This is a genomic window from Pseudomonas sp. Tav-5-1A (assembly GCF_055755055.1).
In genome coordinates this window covers 1,791,667-1,806,344 of the sequence record NZ_CM146901.1, presented here as the reverse complement: position 1 = coordinate 1,806,344, position 14,678 = coordinate 1,791,667, and the positions used below count along the sequence as shown (strand labels likewise).

Here is a 14,678-nt window from a genome sequence, read left to right as displayed (position 1 = left end):
CCAAGTCAAAAGCCAAGTCAAAAGCCAGATCAAGATCACGAGCCAGGGCAGCAGCAATAACTGGAGGTATTGTGGATGGCCTGCAAACTAAAACGGCCAGCCCATGGGCCAGCCGTCATGTACTGCGGGGGTCAGTCAAGCCTGCAGGCGCTGCACCTGATGCTTCACACCCCACCCTTCTATCTCCCCGCCCAGCGGTTCGATCACGGCTTCGAAGTCCTGCTCGAACTCGCCGATGCCGCCATAGGTGGCGAACATCACCTTGCTCAACTCCAAGTACCAGGCCCCATCGTCACGTTCGCTGACCTGGGCATTGAGTGACTCGCCCTGGAACTTGCCCGCTGCCGTGCGCGCACGCTTTTCGTCCGGGAACACGGCATAGAACTCGATGGGATGGATGCTGGCAAAATCGAAGCCGCCTTCCTTCATGCGGCGCAGCACGTGGGTGCTGATGTCTTCTTGATAGGCTGTGCTCATGAATCGTCCTCCTCATCATTGATGGATAGACTTTCAGTACTTCCAGGACCTCCGTTGGCAGAAAAACGACTGCAATGGGACTACGCGACTCAAGGGTCACCCGGAAACAAGCATGGAGCTGACAACAAGACGAGGGCACGGCCAAAGGGGGCAGGCCGCTCTCGATTGCAGAGTAGCGCGAAGGCGGCGCCTGTGCCAGAGGGTCAGGCGCACCAATTGCGGATCAGTCGACTGGCGTCACAGAAACGATTTCCATGGCATTCATCTCCTTGAGCGCCTTGGCCGCCGGTTCCGCGGCACGATTATCAAAATCATTGAGGTCGGCCTTTTCCAGCACCGGGCGGTAATAGGCACGTACATGCCTGGCCGCCTCGTCCTTGTCGGGACGTTCCTGCGCATCGACCTGCAGGTTCAACTGCTGGCCATGTTCATCGATAAACGTGATTTGCCACTTTTTCATCTAGATCTCCTCGGCAGAACGGAGTCGACGACACAAGGCTTGCGCCTTACTTCACTTGACCGGCCAGGGCCGGCATCGTTCCGGCCGGGTGCCCGCCAGCGGCAATGATTCATTTAGATAACACCTTGGCGGGCAGACGAACGGGCGAAATGCACGGTTTCCACCCAAGGAGACGGTCATGACCGACACCCTAGCTGCCGTGAAGCACTACGATGACGTGCTCGCCCACTACCACACCCTGCTGGGCGCCCTGGCCCAGGCGCCCACGCCGCTGGCTGTGTTCCAGCGCATGGGGCAGCGCCTTGAGCCTGATGACCCGCGCACGCCGCTGGAAAAACTGCCCAAGGCCTACCCCAGCCGCTACCGCGACTACCGGCGCTCCGAAGGGGGGCAGGCCCACGCCGCCGCAGCCGCCAAGGCGCTGGCTGGCTTCGTGCATGCCCAGGCCCAATTGCTGCACGCCGACGGCCTGCTCGGCAACGACCATTGGCTGATGGCCAAGAGTGTCTACCAATGGCCCGAGCGGGCCGAGCGTACGCGCCACTACGGTCGCGTCACCCGTGCCTACGCCCTGCACCTGGAGACCAGCGACGCGCGCGTGCCGGCCATCGGCAGTTTCGTCCTGGCCCAGGCTGCACATGCACCGCTGGCCAGCCTGGCGCAAGCCGAAGAGGTCGGCCTGTTGCTGCTGTTCACCCCCGGTGGCGGCCTGGAGGCCTTCAATGACCTGGCCGGCCTGCGTCAGCGCCTGGCCCGCCTCGACACCCTGCAAGCCGGCGTGCCCACCCGCGACCACAAGCGCCTGGGCCGGGCACCCGAGGCCCCGGTGACCTTCAGCGAGATCACCGGGCACCTGTTTGCCCAGTTGCTCGGCCACTGGCATGAAAAGCAACTGGACGACTTCAACTACCACCTGCACCACCGCGACCTCAGCCCGTTGCAGGGCGAGGAATGGGTCATTGGCCTGACCCGTGCCACCGACCTGCATGACGCGCTCAACCCCAGCGGCTTCTTCACCCGCCGCATCGCTGCCCTGCTCCAGGCGGTTGCCCCGCCCTGGCTAGCCAACTCCACTGCCGTTGCTCGCAAAGCCTTGGCAAAGCGCACGCGCACGCTGATCAAATACCACCTGCAGTTCCAGCAATTGATGAACCAGTTGCCCAGCCTCAAGGGCTTCGCCAAGGCCCGCGTAGAAGGCGAACTGCGGCGCCGCCTGAAGCGGCGCATCGACGTCGACCAGCTGTACATCAGCGAAGCACGGGTGTTGGGGATCATCCCCAATTTATGGAAAGGCCTGCCCTGGCTGATCTACAGCGAGGTGAAGCGTGGCCGCGACGTGGCCCCGATCGTCGACAAGGCCCTGGCCAACATCAGCCCGCTGGACGTGGACTACCGGCTGACCGCGCTGGTGGTGGACCAGCACCGCAACATCGTCCCAGGCCTTGAGGCCGACCTGATCCGCGAGGTGGTGCGCGAGGTGGACGTGGGCGGCAGCTACCCGGCCTTTATCCGCGGGAAGATCGACAACGCCGCCCAGCTGCAATTTCACGCCGCCTTTGCCCTTCTGCAGCGTGCCCGCCATGCCGTGCAACGCCAGCGCACCCGCATGGGCGCCCCGCCCGACCCCGCCTGGCAGCCGACCCTGCAGGACGGCCTGCTGACCGAAGCCACGCTGGACGCTGGTTTCGAGGCCCAGGTCGATACTCTGATGGCCTCGGCGGACGCAGCGTCCACCAGCGACCGGGAAAGCGACCTGCACGTGGCCGTCACCCTGTGCATCATCGCGGTGTCCGCCGTGGCCATGGCCGTCAACCCGTGGCTGGGCCTCGCCGTCAACGGCCTGCTCAGCGCCCGGGCAGTGGCCGATGGCGTACGGGCCTGGAAGCGCGGCGACCACGAGCAGGCGGTGGATGCAATCGGCGGCGCGCTGGCCGGGCTGGTGCCCGTCGGCCACCTGCCGGGGCCGGCGCACACCCCCGTGGCACTGTTCAGGCGCGGGCCCGAGGCGCTGCAACCCAGGCTGCTGGGCCCTCGTCCAATCGCCGAGGCGCTGCCTGCCCTGGCCGAGGCCAAGGTCGACCTGGCCCACGCCAGCCCCGACAGCGACGGCGTCTACCATCACGCCGGGCGCCACTACATCCGGCACATCGACAGCCCCACCCAGGTGCGCCAGCACGAGGTGGACTACAGCGCCGTGCATGGCAGCTACCGCGCCCTCGACGCCAGGCAACCCGATGCCCTACGCCAGCCCGTCCGGCGCAGCGACTCCATGGCCTGGCGCACCCACGTGCCCGCCTTGTGGGCGCCCGAGGTCGAATTACCCGTGCCCGAGCCGCCCGTGGTCGCGCAGCCGCAGCACTGGGTCGAGCCGCAACTGCTGGCCGAGGCCGGGCTGGAACCCGAGGACGAAGCGGCGTTTGCCGAGGCTGCGCACTGGCTGGAGCAGGGCCAGTTCCAGTTCAACGAAGAGGAAGTGCTGGCCCCTGCCCCGCCCCTCCCGGACCTGCTGCAGGCAGGCGAACCGCTGGTCTTGAGCCCCGGGATGCTGACCATCGACCAGCTCAATGTGTCGCGGTTTGCCCTCGAAGGCCTGCGCCACCCCTGGCAGGTCCCTGCCGACCAGATGCCGGCCTACGACGGCGACCTTGCCAGATTGCGCACCCTGCGCTACGACGCCCTGCTGGGCCAACGGGACCTGGTCAGCCAACGCCGGGTCAGTGCCCGGCTGGCCCGGCAGTTGCTGGCTCGGCAAGGCTACGCGCTGCTGGATGATATCGACATCCGTGGCATGACGATGCCGGTTGGCCGCTACCCGTCTACCCAGGCGCTGTATATCGTCTACCCGCGGCTGATGTTCTGGGATTTCGACTCCATCACCCTCACCGGCCCGATGATGGGCCTGGCCGATCGTTCCTGGGTGCATTACATCCTGCGCAACGTGCCACGTGGCGACCTGCGCCGGGCCATACGCCGGGCCCACCGCGCCAATCAGCTGGTGCCCGCCATAGTGGTCGCGGACGTGGGCGAGACACTTGAAAGCTCGCGCATCTACCTCAACCGGCTGGTGATCCAGCGGCCCGGGGCACCCGCCATCGAGTGATTCAGCGCATAAAAAAACCGATGCCATCGCTGGCATCGGTTTTTTGCAGTGCAGGTATCAGCTTACTTCTTCGAGTCGGTCACGCCAGCGGTGTTGTCCAACAGGCTCTTGGTGGCCGTCTGGATGAACGAGTCGAGCTTGTGCAGCAGGTCGGCCTGGTCGGGCTGATCGGCGATAGGCTCGGCTTTCGGGTCGCTGCCCATCTGGAAGCGGAACATGCGCGGTGGCATGTCCTTGGGCTGAACCAGGATGCGGTCGCCGGTGATGATGGCCACGGTCTGCTCGTTACCCGAAGGCTTGATCACGCCGAAGCCCTTGTCGCCATCCGGCAGGTTCAGCAGGTCACGGCCCCAGCACTGGTTGCGGGTTTCGCCACCGACACGGCCCATGATGGTCGGCACGATATCGATCTGGGTGCCCACGGTGTGGTTCACCGCGCCGAACTTCTGCTGCAGGCCTTCGCCGATCATCAGCATGGGCACGTTGAAGCGGCCCAGGTCCATCTCGGTGATCTGCTGTTCGTTGCCGAAGCCATGGTCACCCACCACGATGAACAGGGTGTCCTTGTAGTACGGCTCCTTCTTGGCCTTCTCGAAGAACTGGCCCAGGGCCCAGTCGGAGTAGCGCATGGCCGTGAGGTGCTGGTTCAGCGGGCCACGGTCGGTGACCTGGGGTACCGGCAGCGGCGACGGGATGGCGTACGGGGTGTGGTTGGACAGGGTTTGCAGCAAGGCATAGAACGGCTTGCCGGCCTTGTCGCGCTTGGCCAGTTCCTGGGCGCCACGGTCGAACATGTCCTGGTCGGACACGCCCCAGGTGGGGTCGGAGAACACCGGGTTGACGAAGTCGTTGCGGCCGATGAAGGTGGTCATGCCCTGGTTGGCGAAGAAGCCGGACTGGTTGTCCCAGGCGAAGTCACCGTTGTACACGTACACGTCATCGTAGTTGCGCGCGCTGAGCAGCTCCGGCAGGCCCGACAGCTTGTGCGCGCCTTCCGGGGTCTGCATCAGGTATTCGAAACCTGGCAGGTTGGGGAAGCAGCCCATGGTGGCGAACATGCCCTGGTGGGTATGGGTGCCGTTGGAGAAGAAGTGGTCGAACAGCACGCCTTCCTTCGCCAGCTTGTCGAAGTACGGGGTGATGTTGCCGGGTGCACCCAGGGCGCCCACCGAGTGACCGGCGAAGCTTTCCATCAGGATGACCACGACGTTCTTGTAGCCCATGACGTTCTGCGCCGGCGGCGTGAAGTCACGGCGCACCGCGGCGGTGTCGGCGTCCACCAGCTTGTCGTTGGAGGTCAGCAGCATGTTGCGCACGGTCTGCTGGGCGTCATCCTGGGGGATGGTGGCCTTCCAGATGTTGTCGCGCTCGTCGGAGAAGCTGCTTTTCGCCGCGCCGATCAGGCTCAGGGTGCCGTTGAGGCCCAGCTGGTTGGCGAAGTTGGAGTCGGTGGTGTAGGCATCACCCCAGCGCAGCGGCGGGCCCTGGCGCAGGGTGCCACGGGCGGCGACCACGGCCACGGCCAGCAGCACCACGAACACGGCCAGGCGGCCATACCAGGGCGCCACCGGGCGGCGGCCGCTGGCCACGTAGTCCACGCGCGGGCGGGTCAGGCGGTCGATGCCCTTGAACACCAGGCTCAGCAGCCAGGTCACCAGGGCCCAGGCCAGCAGGTAGCGCACCACCGGGTAGCCGTACCAGAGCATGCTCAGCACGGTCTTGGGGTCTTCCTTCACGTACTGGAACACCAGGCCGTTGAGGCGCTGGTGGAACTCGCGGAAGAAGTCCAGTTCCATCAGGCCCAGGAACATCATCACGCTGGAGGTGATGGTCAGCCAGAAACGCCACAGGCCGCGGCGAGCCATCAGCCATGGCACCAGCGTGGCGATCATCAGCGGCACCAGGGTGTACACCACCAGGCGCACGTCGAAGCGCAGGCCGTTGCCGAAAGCCTCGACGAAGGTTGCGGCCGGGGTGTCGAGGATCATTTCACGGTTGTAGATCAGCAGCGCCAGGCGCAGCAGGCTGAGCAGCACCATGATGGCCAGGCCGCTGAGCAACGTGTAGGCAAGGTGGGATTTGACGGTCGGCTGCCGGCGTTTGTACGCCTGCGCCGGACCCAAGGCGTCCGTGTTGGCCATGTCGATAGAAAATCCGTGGATGGTTTATTGGAATCGTGAAACACGAGGCGGCAAATGGTGCATCAAGATGGCAGGCGATGCACTGCATAATTTTGCCAGGCGCAACGTCATATCTTTGTGAAAGGCCTGTAGAGCGGGGGGCAAGGCTGCCCCCCACACACCGCGTAACAATTCAGAGCCGCACATTGCCCCGTGGGCCGGCGATGGCCCAGATGATCAGGCCCAGCACCGGCAACAGCAGGATCAGCAGCACCCAGATGATTTTCATCCCGACTTCGGCGCTGCTTTTCAGCACATTGATGATGGCCCAGATATCCAGGGCCAGAATGATCAGGCCGACCAGGCCGTTGAAGGTGGAACCCATGGGGAAGTGCTCCGAGAAAGGGATTCCCCCTTCAGCGTAGCCCACCACGTTGTAGCAGCGGCCGCAGGCCGCGTCCGGGAGCGCCGCAATGGGTGCCTGGAACACGGACGCAGCCTTCGGCAGCTGCTACGGGTTAGATGTGCACGGCTATTTTCAGGGCTTCCAGGGAGGCGGCGGCAGCGATGTTCACTGCGGCGCACAGCTCCAGCACGCGCTCCACGTCCTTGCCGAACACCAGCACGCACTGCAGCTCGTCATCCAGCGGTTGGCTGAAGTCGACCAGGGTGTAGCCGCCGTCTTCCTTGGCCAGGCTGCTCATCTGCACCTGGATGCGGTTGAGCGCGGTCAGCGGCTCGACCTTGGCCAGTTGCTTGGCCTTGAAGTTGAACGCCACGCCCGGGCCGAACGAGTCGGTGATCTGCTGGAACAGGTCCTGGTAGGTGTCGGCCTGGAACAGCACGGTGTCGGGCAGGCTGCCGACCACCACCCACTCGCCCAGGGCAATGGGGAAGCTGTCGTCGTAGTTGATGTCCGGGTTGGCCGCCAGGAACGCCTGTGGGTCGGCGTAGGCCTGGGCGGCTTCGTCGGCGATGCGCGCGATGTCGGTGTCCGCCAGGCAGCCCGAGCTGATCTTGGTGATGAGTTCAATCAGTTGGTCTTTCATGGGGGCAGCCTGCAGCGGACGAAAAAAGGGCGCAAAGCATAGCCGCATTCGCGCCCCGAGGGTATCAGGCCGTGAGCCTGGCCAGCTGCGCGGCGGTGTCCTGGGCGCCCATGGTCTGCGCCGCAGCCAGGGCGGTGGCGCCGTTGGCGTCGCGGGCATGAGGGTCGGCGCCCTGGGCCAGCAGGTAGTCGACGATGGCGGTGCGGTTGAACATCGCCGCCATCATCAGCGCGGTGCGGCCATCGCCGCCGGCGCCTTCGACGCTGGCGCCGCCCTCGATCAACAGCTGCACCACCGCCAGGTCGCCCTTGAACGCGGCACCGGCCACCGGGCTCTGGTTGTTGTCGTTACGCAGCTCGGGGTCGGCGCCGTGGGCCAGCAGCACGCGCACGGCGTCCTGATGGCCATGGTAGGCGGCCAGCATCAGCAGGGTGTCGCCCTTGTGATTGCGCAGGTTCACCGGCAGGCCCTTGTCCAGCAGGCGGCCCAGCATGTCGGCGTCGCCGCTGCGGGCCACGTCGAACACTTGCGCGGCGAATTCGGCGGCTTCATCCGGGGTCATCTGGCGGGCGGGTTGGGCGTCGGTCATGGTGGGCTCTCCTGGCTGGCTAATGCTGTTCAGTGTCCGGGGGCGGCGACAGGTGGTCAACAGAACCTGCCTATGGCGGCGGACAAGGGAATTAATTGGCAATACGTTGTCATAGACCATAGGGATGACTGAAAAGTCGCCCCACCCTTCCCCCCGGGTTTGTCCGAACCCGTCGCGCAAAATGCCGTGCAACAAATGACCAGTCATGCATTTTGCACGGATCTGAAATTCACGATTTTCCTGAAGTGCCCGGTTTCATTGGGTTTCGCCCTGATGGCAAAGCTGGCACGGGCTCTGCACTCCTTACTCACAGGTTTGCCAACCAAAGAGCCAGGAGCTGACATGAACTTCATTCAAGAAAAATTCGCTTCCGTATTCGCAGGCTATGAAGTCACCACCCAGCCGCGCCCCGATGGCGCCGTGTTGCTGACCCTGCGTGACAGCGAAGGCAAAGTGACCCGCCGGTCGATCTCGTACCAGCAACTGCACACCGCCGAGCAACTGACCTGGGTGATCAGTGCCATTCGCCGTGACCTGGCAGGTGCCGCCAGCGAGCTGCCGGCGATCAACATGCTGCAGAGCCAAAACCGCTTCGCGCTGCCGACCTATCATTCGGCCTGAGACACGGGATACCTTTTCGCGGGCAGAGCCCGCTCCCACGGGAGCGGGCTCTGCCCGCGAATCAGACGACGCTGATCTGTGTGAAGCTTTCGACGCAGCAGTGATCGCCGAGTTCCCCACCCTCTCTCACCAACCCCACGGTCTGCATTCCCGCCGCCCGCGCTGCATCCAACTCCTCGACCACGTCCGACAGGAACAGCACCTGCCCCGCCGCCACGCCCATGGCCGCGCTGATGGTGCGGTATGACTGCGCCTCGCGCTTGCCGCCCGAGGTGGTGTCGAAGTAGCCATTGAACAACGGCGTCAGGTCTCCCGCCTGGGAGCAGCCGAAAATCAGCTTTTGCGCCTGCACCGAGCCCGACGAATACACGTACAACGGCAAGCCCTGGGCGTGCCAGCGGGTCAGTGCTTCCACGGCGTCCGGGTACACGTGGCCCTTGAGCAGCCCGGCGTTATAGCCCTGGGCCCAGACCATCCCCTGCAACGCCTTGAGCGGCGTGGCCTTGCGGTCTTCGGCCAGCCACCCCAGCAGGATGGCGATCACCCGTTCCACATCGGCACCCGGCTCGCCGCTGGCCTGGCGCACGGCGTCCAGCTGCGCAGCCACGGCAGGCTCGGCGGCGTGGGCACGCACGTAACCGGGCAGGTGTTGGGCGGCGAAGGGAAACAGCACATCGAAGACGAAGCTCACCGCGCTGGTGGTGCCTTCGATGTCGGTGAGGATGGCAGTGATGGGCATGCGAGCTCCGGGGTCAGTCGTCGAGGCGCGGGAACAGGCTGGCGATCTGCTCGCCGGTGAACTTCGCCACCCAGCCATCGGCGTTGTTGAACAGGCGGATGGCAACGAAATGCGGCTGCTCGCCCATGTCGAACCAGTGCGGCGTGCCGGCCGGCACCGAGATCAGGTCGTTCTTCTCGCACAGCACGGCGTACACGTAGTCGTCGATGTGCAGGGTGAACAGGCCACGCCCGGCGACGAAGAAGCGCACTTCGTCCTCGCCATGCACGTGCTCGTCGAGGAACTTGGCGCGCAACTGCTCCTTCTGCGGGTGGTCGCGGTCCAGGCTGATGACGTCCACGGTCTGGTAGCCGCATTCAGTCATCAGCTGGTCGATCTGCCCGCGGTAGGCGTCGATCACCTGCTCCTGGCTGGCGCCGGGCTGGATCGGCGCGTTGGCCTGCCAGCGCTCGAAGCGCACGCCTTGCTCGGCCAGGGTGGCGCTGATGTCCTCGGCGTGGGTCAGGACCTTGTTGGGGATGCCAGGGGTGGAAACGTGGTACACGGTCAGGCTGCTCATCAGGGGCAACTCCTTTTTCTAGCGACCGGTGACCGATCGCACTTTCAATTCACACTCGAACAAAAACTCGAAGGCCTCGACCTGGCGCAGCGCGTCGCTCATGGCCGCGCCCCAGGTGTACAGGCCGTGGCCGCGAATCAGGTAGCCCACGCACTCGGGGTGGGCGTCCAGCCAGGGCTGCACCTGGCTGGCCAGGCGGGCGATGTCCTGGTCGTTGTCGAAAATCGGCACGCGCACGCAGGACTGGTGGCTGGTCACGCCGCTGAAGGCCTTCTGCAGCTCATAGCCTTCAAACGCCAGGAAGGTGCCCGGGGTGAGCCGTGATAACACCGTGGCATTCACCGAATGAGTGTGCAACACCGCGCCGATTTGCGCTTGCCAGGCGTACAGCTGGGTGTGCAACAGGGTCTCTGCCGAGGGTTTCTTGCCCGGCTCCAGGCTGTTGCCGGCCATGTCGGTGGCCAGCACATCGTCTGGCCCCAACTGGCCCTTGTGCTTGCCGGAGACGGTCAGCAGGGCCTGGTCGGCGCCCAGCCGGGCGGAATAGTTGCTGCTGGTGGCCGGGGACCAGCCACGCTCGTACAGCAGGCGTCCTGCCTCGATGATCTGCTGGGCCAGGGTGTCGCGTTCAACGCTCATGCAGCCTCCTCCTTGAGCCGTGTGGCAATGATGACTGCCGCGGCCAGCGCGGCAAGGCTGGCCAGCGCAAAGGTCGTCGCCGGCCCCAGGCTGTTCCAGCTGTAGCCCGAATACAGCGCACCCAGGGCGCCGCCGGTGCCGGCCAGCGCGGCGTACAACGCCTGGCCCTGGCCCTGCTGGCGGCCACCGAAGGTGCGCTGGACAAAATGAATGCAGGCCGCATGGAAGCTGCCGAAGGTGGCCGCGTGCATCAGCTGGGCCAGCACCAGCAGGCCCAGGTGGTCGGCAAAACTGCCCAGCAGCACCCAGCGCAGCGCGGCCAGCAGGAAACTGGCGGCCAGCACCTGGCGCACCGAATAGCGCCCCAGGATGCGGCTCATGGCCAGGAACATCAACACCTCGGCCACCACCCCCACCGCCCACAGCACGCCGATCACCCCACGGCTGTAGCCCAGGTGTTCCAGGTGCAGGCTGAGGAAGGTGTAATACGGCCCGTGGCTGACCTGCATCAGCGCCACGCATACATAGAAGGCCAGCACGCCGGGGCGCAGCAGCTGGCTGAGAAAGCCCTCCCCCGCCGGCCGCCGCGGGTCCACCTGGGGCTGGATGTTCGGCACCCAGAAGCTGGCGGCGACAATGCCGGCCATGATCACCACCAGCGCATACGGATAGGCGTCCAGGCTCCACCACTCGTACAGGCGGCCCATGCCGACCACGGTGAGGATGAAGCCGATCGAGCCCCACAGCCGTACCTGGCTGTAGCGCGCCGGCTGGGCGTGCAGGTGCGCCAGGGTGATGGTCTCGAACTGCGGCAGCACCGCGTGCCAGAAAAAGGCGTGCAGGGCCATGACCATGGCCAGCCAGGCGTAGGTCTTGCTGACGAAGATCAGCGAGAAACAGCCCAGGGTGCAGAGGGCGCCAAAGCGCACGATGGCCAGGCGCTGGCCTGTGTGGTCACCCAGCCAGCCCCACAGGTTGGGGGCGATGCAGCGCATCAGCATGGGAATGGCCACCAGCTCGCCGATGCGCGCGCTGGCGAAGCCCAGGTGGTCGAAGTACATCGCCAGGAAGGGCGCGGTGGCGCCCAGCAAGGCAAAATAGAACAGGTAGAACCCCGAGAGCCGCCAGTAGGGAACCCCGGCAGCCCCGGGGGCCAGGGTCATTACAGCTGGCCCAGCACCGGGGTGGTGACGCGCACGTCGGCGTTCTGGCCGCGGTTGCGCAGCAGGTGGTCCATCAGCACGATGGCCATCATGGCCTCGGCGATCGGCGTGGCGCGGATGCCCACGCACGGGTCGTGGCGGCCCTTGGTGATGACTTCCACCGGGTTGCCGTGCACGTCGATGGAACGGCCCGGGGTGGTGATACTGGAAGTTGGCTTCAGCGCCAGGTGGGCGACGATCGGCTGGCCCGAGGAGATGCCACCCAGGATGCCGCCAGCGTTGTTGCTGAGGAAGCCTTCGGGGGTCATCTCGTCGCGGTGCTCGGTGCCGCGCTGGGACACGCAGGCGAAGCCGGCGCCGATTTCCACGCCCTTCACGGCGTTGATGCTCATCAGCGCGTGGGCCAGTTCGGCGTCCAGGCGGTCGAAGATCGGCTCGCCCAGGCCCGGCTTGACGCCTTCGGCGACCACGGTGATTTTCGCACCCACCGAATCCTGGTCACGGCGCAGCTGGTCCATGTAGGCCTCCAGCTCCGGCACCTTGTCGGGGTCGGGGCTGAAGAAGGCGTTCTCTTCCACGCTGTCCCAGGTCTTGAACGGGATCTCGATGGGGCCCAGCTGGCTCATGTAGCCGCGAATGACGATGCCCTGGGTGGCCAGGTATTTCTTCGCGATGGCGCCGGCGGCCACGCGCATCGCGGTCTCGCGCGCCGAGCTGCGGCCACCGCCACGGTAGTCGCGTTCACCGAACTTGTGGTGCAGGGTGTAGTCGGCATGGGCCGGGCGGAACAGGTCCTTGATCGCCGAGTAGTCCTTGGACTTCTGGTCGGTGTTGCGAATCAGCAGGCCGATGGCGCAACCGGTGGTGCGGCCTTCGAACACGCCGGACAGGATCTCGACCTCATCGGGCTCCTGGCGCTGGGTGGTGTGGCGGCTGGTGCCCGGCTTGCGCCGGTCAAGGTCACGCTGCAGGTCTTGCTGGGACAGCTCCATGCCCGGTGGGCAGCCATCGACAATGGCGACCAACGCCGGGCCATGGCTCTCGCCAGCGGTGGTGACAGTGAACAGCTTGCCGTAGGTATTGCCGGACATGCAGGACGCTCCGCGAAATCAGATCAGACGGGCAGTATACGCACGCTAGTGACCTGATTCATCCCTGGATGTGCGAACCTTCGCCCTTGGTATAAGTCCAATTGCCACCTTCCGGATACTGGCTTGATGATGTTACGTATTGTTGCGCTGCTGATTTGCTTCGTCTCCCCCCTGCTGCAGGCCGCCCCCGTGATTGCCCAGCGCCCCATCGACCTGGACACCGGCAGCGGCGTGCTGCACGGCTCGCTGCTGCTGCCCATGGCCGATAAACCAGTGCCGGTGGTGCTGATGATCTCCGGCTCCGGCCCCACCGACCGCGACGGCAACAACCCCCAGGGCGGGCGCAACGACAGCCTGCGCAAGCTGGCGCTGCTGCTGGCCAACCACGGCATCGCCAGCGTGCGCTACGACAAGCGCGGCGTGGCCAGCGGCCAGCCGCTGGCGCCGGACGAACGCACCCTGAGCGTGGAAGGCTACGTGGCCGACGCCCAGGCCTGGGCGCAGAAGCTCAAGGCCGACCCGCACTACGGCCCGCTGATTCTGCTGGGCCACAGCGAAGGCGCGCTGATCGCCGCCCTGGCCGCGCCCCAGGCCGGCGCCGACGCAGTGGTGTCCGTGGCCGGCAGCGGCCGGCCGCTGGACCAGGTGATTCGCGAGCAGCTCAAGGGCCGCCTGCCGCCTGACCTGGAGCAACGCGCCGGGCAACTGCTGGACCGCCTCAAGGCCGGCCAGTACGACGCGGATGTACCCGCACCCTTACAAGTGGTGTTCCGCCCCAGCGTGCAGCCCTACCTGGTGTCGCTGCTGCGCCAGGACCCGGCCGCCGCCTTCGCCCGCCTGACGGTGCCGGCGCTGATCATCCAGGGCCGCAACGACATCCAGGTCGGCGTCGCCGACGCCCAGGCACTCAAGGCCGCCCAGCCCAAGGCCAGGTTGGTGCTGATCGACGGCATGAACCACGTGCTGCGCATCGTGCCCAACGACCTCAAGGCCCAGGTGGCGTCCTACAACGACCGCAACCTGCCGCTGGCCGATGAACTGGGGCGCAACCTGGTGGCGTTTATCCAATCGGTGCATTGATCGCGCAAATAGCACGCAAGTATCGGCAAAGCCTGCCGATACGCCGATGCAGGTATCCACTTTGATACCCGCAGCGCTGCGCGAAAGAGGATCGCCGAGATGACCGATACGCAAACCCCAGAGTCACCCGAAGTGGCTGTCGAACCTGAACAGGCCCCCGCACCGGTGGAATTGCCGTGGGCGGACGTACTGCCTGAACACTTCAAGATGCTGCGTCTGGTGCCCCTGCCGGTGGACCGCGCCACCGGTGCGCGGCCGTTGCGCTTCGTGCAGTTCGGCCGCGCCGAGCGCCACAGCAAGGACCACAGCCTGTTGCGCATGGACATCCAGCTGCCGGGCCAGAAGGTGCGCAAGGACCAGAACCGCCTGGAAGTATGGGCCAACCACCAGGCCCGCACCGTCAGCTTCGGCCCCGAGTCCGGCCTGTTCATGGAACCGCTGAACCGCGGCCTGGGGCGTTTCCTGATTGCCCAGGGGGTGATCTGGGCCCAGCGCAAATGGGCGCACTACCGGGTCGAGGGCGCCGCGCTGGCGAGCAAGGACGCCCTCAACGAAGACACCCGCCTGCGCCGCGACCACGTGCTGAAAAGCCATGGCCTGACCGTCAGCTATGCCGACGCCCAGCACCTCAAGGCCAGCTACGAGGGCGTGCAGGTGGGCGAATTGATTGCCACCTGGAACGGCGACAAGGTGCAGGTGGTGGAGATTCTCGACGCGGCCAACATGCTGCAGTTGGCGGAGCAGAACCTGCAGGAACTGGAAGTGAAGTTGCGCCAGCAGGAAGAAAAGGTCAGCAAGTTCAAGCGCGAGGACGCCGGCTTGCGCTTCACCATCACCTGCCTGGTGGCGTTCGCGGTGTTCCAGGCGGGGCTGTTGATCTGGATCGCCACCCACCGCTGATGGCGGTGCCAGGGACGCGGCCTGGCGGCGGATGGCCGCCCCGCCGCTGCTACATCCTGTGGGAGCTGGCTTGCCAGCGAGTTGTTGGGGC

General features: G+C 65.6%; 15 protein-coding genes. 4 read left to right on the top strand and 11 right to left on the bottom strand.

Annotated features, from left to right (window positions below; all coding sequences use genetic code 11):
* Window positions 1-135: 135 nt before the first annotated feature.
* The gene (locus AC0J42_RS08005) at window positions 136-477 is read right to left on the bottom strand and encodes a ribonuclease E inhibitor RraB (RefSeq protein ID WP_416423089.1); all 342 of its coding nucleotides are present in this window, start codon (window positions 475-477) and stop codon (window positions 136-138) included.
* A gap of 223 nt (window positions 478-700) precedes the next feature.
* Entirely contained in the window at window positions 701-937 is a 237-nt protein-coding gene (locus tag AC0J42_RS08000) for a hypothetical protein (protein ID WP_416423088.1), read from the bottom strand.
* A gap of 178 nt (window positions 938-1,115) precedes the next feature.
* On the opposite strand from AC0J42_RS08000, the gene AC0J42_RS07995 reads away from it, so the two are divergent.
* The gene (locus AC0J42_RS07995) at window positions 1,116-4,037 is read left to right on the top strand and encodes a hypothetical protein (RefSeq protein ID WP_473005742.1); all 2,922 of its coding nucleotides are present in this window, start codon (window positions 1,116-1,118) and stop codon (window positions 4,035-4,037) included.
* A 62-nt stretch (window positions 4,038-4,099) separates the two neighbouring features.
* Here the strand turns inward: AC0J42_RS07995 and AC0J42_RS07990 are convergent, their stop codons facing one another.
* The 4 genes from AC0J42_RS07990 to AC0J42_RS07975 all read right to left on the bottom strand — a co-directional run bounded on the left by AC0J42_RS07990 (window position 4,100) and on the right by AC0J42_RS07975 (window position 7,795).
* Window positions 4,100-6,178 carry an LTA synthase family protein gene (locus tag AC0J42_RS07990; protein WP_473005741.1) on the bottom strand — a complete coding sequence of 693 codons (2,079 nt, stop codon included), beginning with the start codon at window positions 6,176-6,178 and terminating at the stop codon, window positions 4,100-4,102.
* A gap of 172 nt (window positions 6,179-6,350) precedes the next feature.
* Entirely contained in the window at window positions 6,351-6,542 is a 192-nt protein-coding gene (locus AC0J42_RS07985) for a PLDc N-terminal domain-containing protein (RefSeq protein ID WP_416427556.1), read from the bottom strand.
* 133 nt (window positions 6,543-6,675) lie between these two features.
* On the bottom strand, window positions 6,676-7,206 hold the full coding sequence (locus AC0J42_RS07980) for a hypothetical protein (protein ID WP_473005740.1): 531 nt from the start codon (window positions 7,204-7,206) through the stop codon (window positions 6,676-6,678).
* Between the two features lie 64 nt (window positions 7,207-7,270).
* Complete coding sequence (locus tag AC0J42_RS07975) at window positions 7,271-7,795, bottom strand: ankyrin repeat domain-containing protein (protein WP_416423084.1); 525 nt, start codon at window positions 7,793-7,795, stop codon at window positions 7,271-7,273.
* A gap of 342 nt (window positions 7,796-8,137) precedes the next feature.
* On the opposite strand from AC0J42_RS07975, the gene AC0J42_RS07970 reads away from it, so the two are divergent.
* Window positions 8,138-8,416: a DUF3509 domain-containing protein gene (locus tag AC0J42_RS07970; protein ID WP_416423083.1), complete on the top strand. Its 279-nt coding sequence runs from the start codon at window positions 8,138-8,140 to the stop codon at window positions 8,414-8,416.
* Window positions 8,417-8,477: 61 nt separating this feature from the next.
* Here the strand turns inward: AC0J42_RS07970 and mtnC are convergent, their stop codons facing one another.
* The 5 genes from mtnC to aroC are packed head-to-tail and all read right to left on the bottom strand — an operon-like array spanning window position 8,478 to window position 12,607.
* Entirely contained in the window at window positions 8,478-9,155 is a 678-nt protein-coding gene (mtnC, locus tag AC0J42_RS07965; protein WP_473005739.1) for an acireductone synthase, read from the bottom strand.
* Between the two features lie 13 nt (window positions 9,156-9,168).
* Window positions 9,169-9,714, bottom strand: coding sequence for a 1,2-dihydroxy-3-keto-5-methylthiopentene dioxygenase (locus AC0J42_RS07960; protein WP_473005738.1), 546 nt, complete (start codon window positions 9,712-9,714; stop codon window positions 9,169-9,171).
* 18 nt (window positions 9,715-9,732) lie between these two features.
* A complete protein-coding gene (locus AC0J42_RS07955) occupies window positions 9,733-10,353 on the bottom strand; it encodes a methylthioribulose 1-phosphate dehydratase (RefSeq protein WP_473005737.1) in 621 nt (206 codons plus the stop codon).
* Window positions 10,350-11,516: an MFS transporter gene (locus AC0J42_RS07950; protein WP_473005736.1), complete on the bottom strand. Its 1,167-nt coding sequence runs from the start codon at window positions 11,514-11,516 to the stop codon at window positions 10,350-10,352. Before AC0J42_RS07950 ends, AC0J42_RS07955 begins: the two co-directional genes overlap by 4 nt.
* The gene (gene aroC / locus AC0J42_RS07945; RefSeq protein WP_416423078.1) at window positions 11,516-12,607 is read right to left on the bottom strand and encodes a chorismate synthase; all 1,092 of its coding nucleotides are present in this window, start codon (window positions 12,605-12,607) and stop codon (window positions 11,516-11,518) included. Before aroC ends, AC0J42_RS07950 begins: the two co-directional genes overlap by 1 nt.
* A gap of 126 nt (window positions 12,608-12,733) precedes the next feature.
* On the opposite strand from aroC, the gene AC0J42_RS07940 reads away from it, so the two are divergent.
* Window positions 12,734-13,687, top strand: a complete 954-nt coding sequence (locus AC0J42_RS07940; RefSeq protein WP_473005734.1) for an alpha/beta hydrolase — start codon at window positions 12,734-12,736, stop codon at window positions 13,685-13,687.
* A 99-nt stretch (window positions 13,688-13,786) separates the two neighbouring features.
* On the top strand, window positions 13,787-14,587 hold the full coding sequence (locus tag AC0J42_RS07935) for a hypothetical protein (RefSeq protein WP_473005733.1): 801 nt from the start codon (window positions 13,787-13,789) through the stop codon (window positions 14,585-14,587).
* The last annotated feature ends 91 nt before the right edge of the window (window positions 14,588-14,678 follow it).

Bases quoted from the DNA above. Each gene is read 5' to 3' on its own strand.
- AC0J42_RS07955 (WP_473005737.1), bottom strand. From the start codon at position 10,353: ATGAGCGTTGAACGCGACACCCTGGCCCAGCAGATCATCGAGGCAGGA.
- aroC (WP_416423078.1), bottom strand. From the start codon at position 12,607: ATGTCCGGCAATACCTACGGCAAGCTGTTCACTGTCACCACCGCTGGC.
- AC0J42_RS07980 (WP_473005740.1), bottom strand. From the start codon at position 7,206: ATGAAAGACCAACTGATTGAACTCATCACCAAGATCAGCTCGGGCTGC.
- AC0J42_RS07950 (WP_473005736.1), bottom strand. From the start codon at position 11,516: ATGACCCTGGCCCCCGGGGCTGCCGGGGTTCCCTACTGGCGGCTCTCG.
- AC0J42_RS07970 (WP_416423083.1), top strand. From the start codon at position 8,138: ATGAACTTCATTCAAGAAAAATTCGCTTCCGTATTCGCAGGCTATGAA.
- AC0J42_RS07985 (WP_416427556.1), bottom strand. From the start codon at position 6,542: ATGGGTTCCACCTTCAACGGCCTGGTCGGCCTGATCATTCTGGCCCTG.
- AC0J42_RS07940 (WP_473005734.1), top strand. From the start codon at position 12,734: ATGATGTTACGTATTGTTGCGCTGCTGATTTGCTTCGTCTCCCCCCTG.
- AC0J42_RS07995 (WP_473005742.1), top strand. From the start codon at position 1,116: ATGACCGACACCCTAGCTGCCGTGAAGCACTACGATGACGTGCTCGCC.
- AC0J42_RS07975 (WP_416423084.1), bottom strand. From the start codon at position 7,795: ATGACCGACGCCCAACCCGCCCGCCAGATGACCCCGGATGAAGCCGCC.
- AC0J42_RS07935 (WP_473005733.1), top strand. From the start codon at position 13,787: ATGACCGATACGCAAACCCCAGAGTCACCCGAAGTGGCTGTCGAACCT.
- AC0J42_RS07990 (WP_473005741.1), bottom strand. From the start codon at position 6,178: ATGGCCAACACGGACGCCTTGGGTCCGGCGCAGGCGTACAAACGCCGG.
- mtnC (WP_473005739.1), bottom strand. From the start codon at position 9,155: ATGCCCATCACTGCCATCCTCACCGACATCGAAGGCACCACCAGCGCG.
- AC0J42_RS08005 (WP_416423089.1), bottom strand. From the start codon at position 477: ATGAGCACAGCCTATCAAGAAGACATCAGCACCCACGTGCTGCGCCGC.
- AC0J42_RS08000 (WP_416423088.1), bottom strand. From the start codon at position 937: ATGAAAAAGTGGCAAATCACGTTTATCGATGAACATGGCCAGCAGTTG.
- AC0J42_RS07960 (WP_473005738.1), bottom strand. From the start codon at position 9,714: ATGAGCAGCCTGACCGTGTACCACGTTTCCACCCCTGGCATCCCCAAC.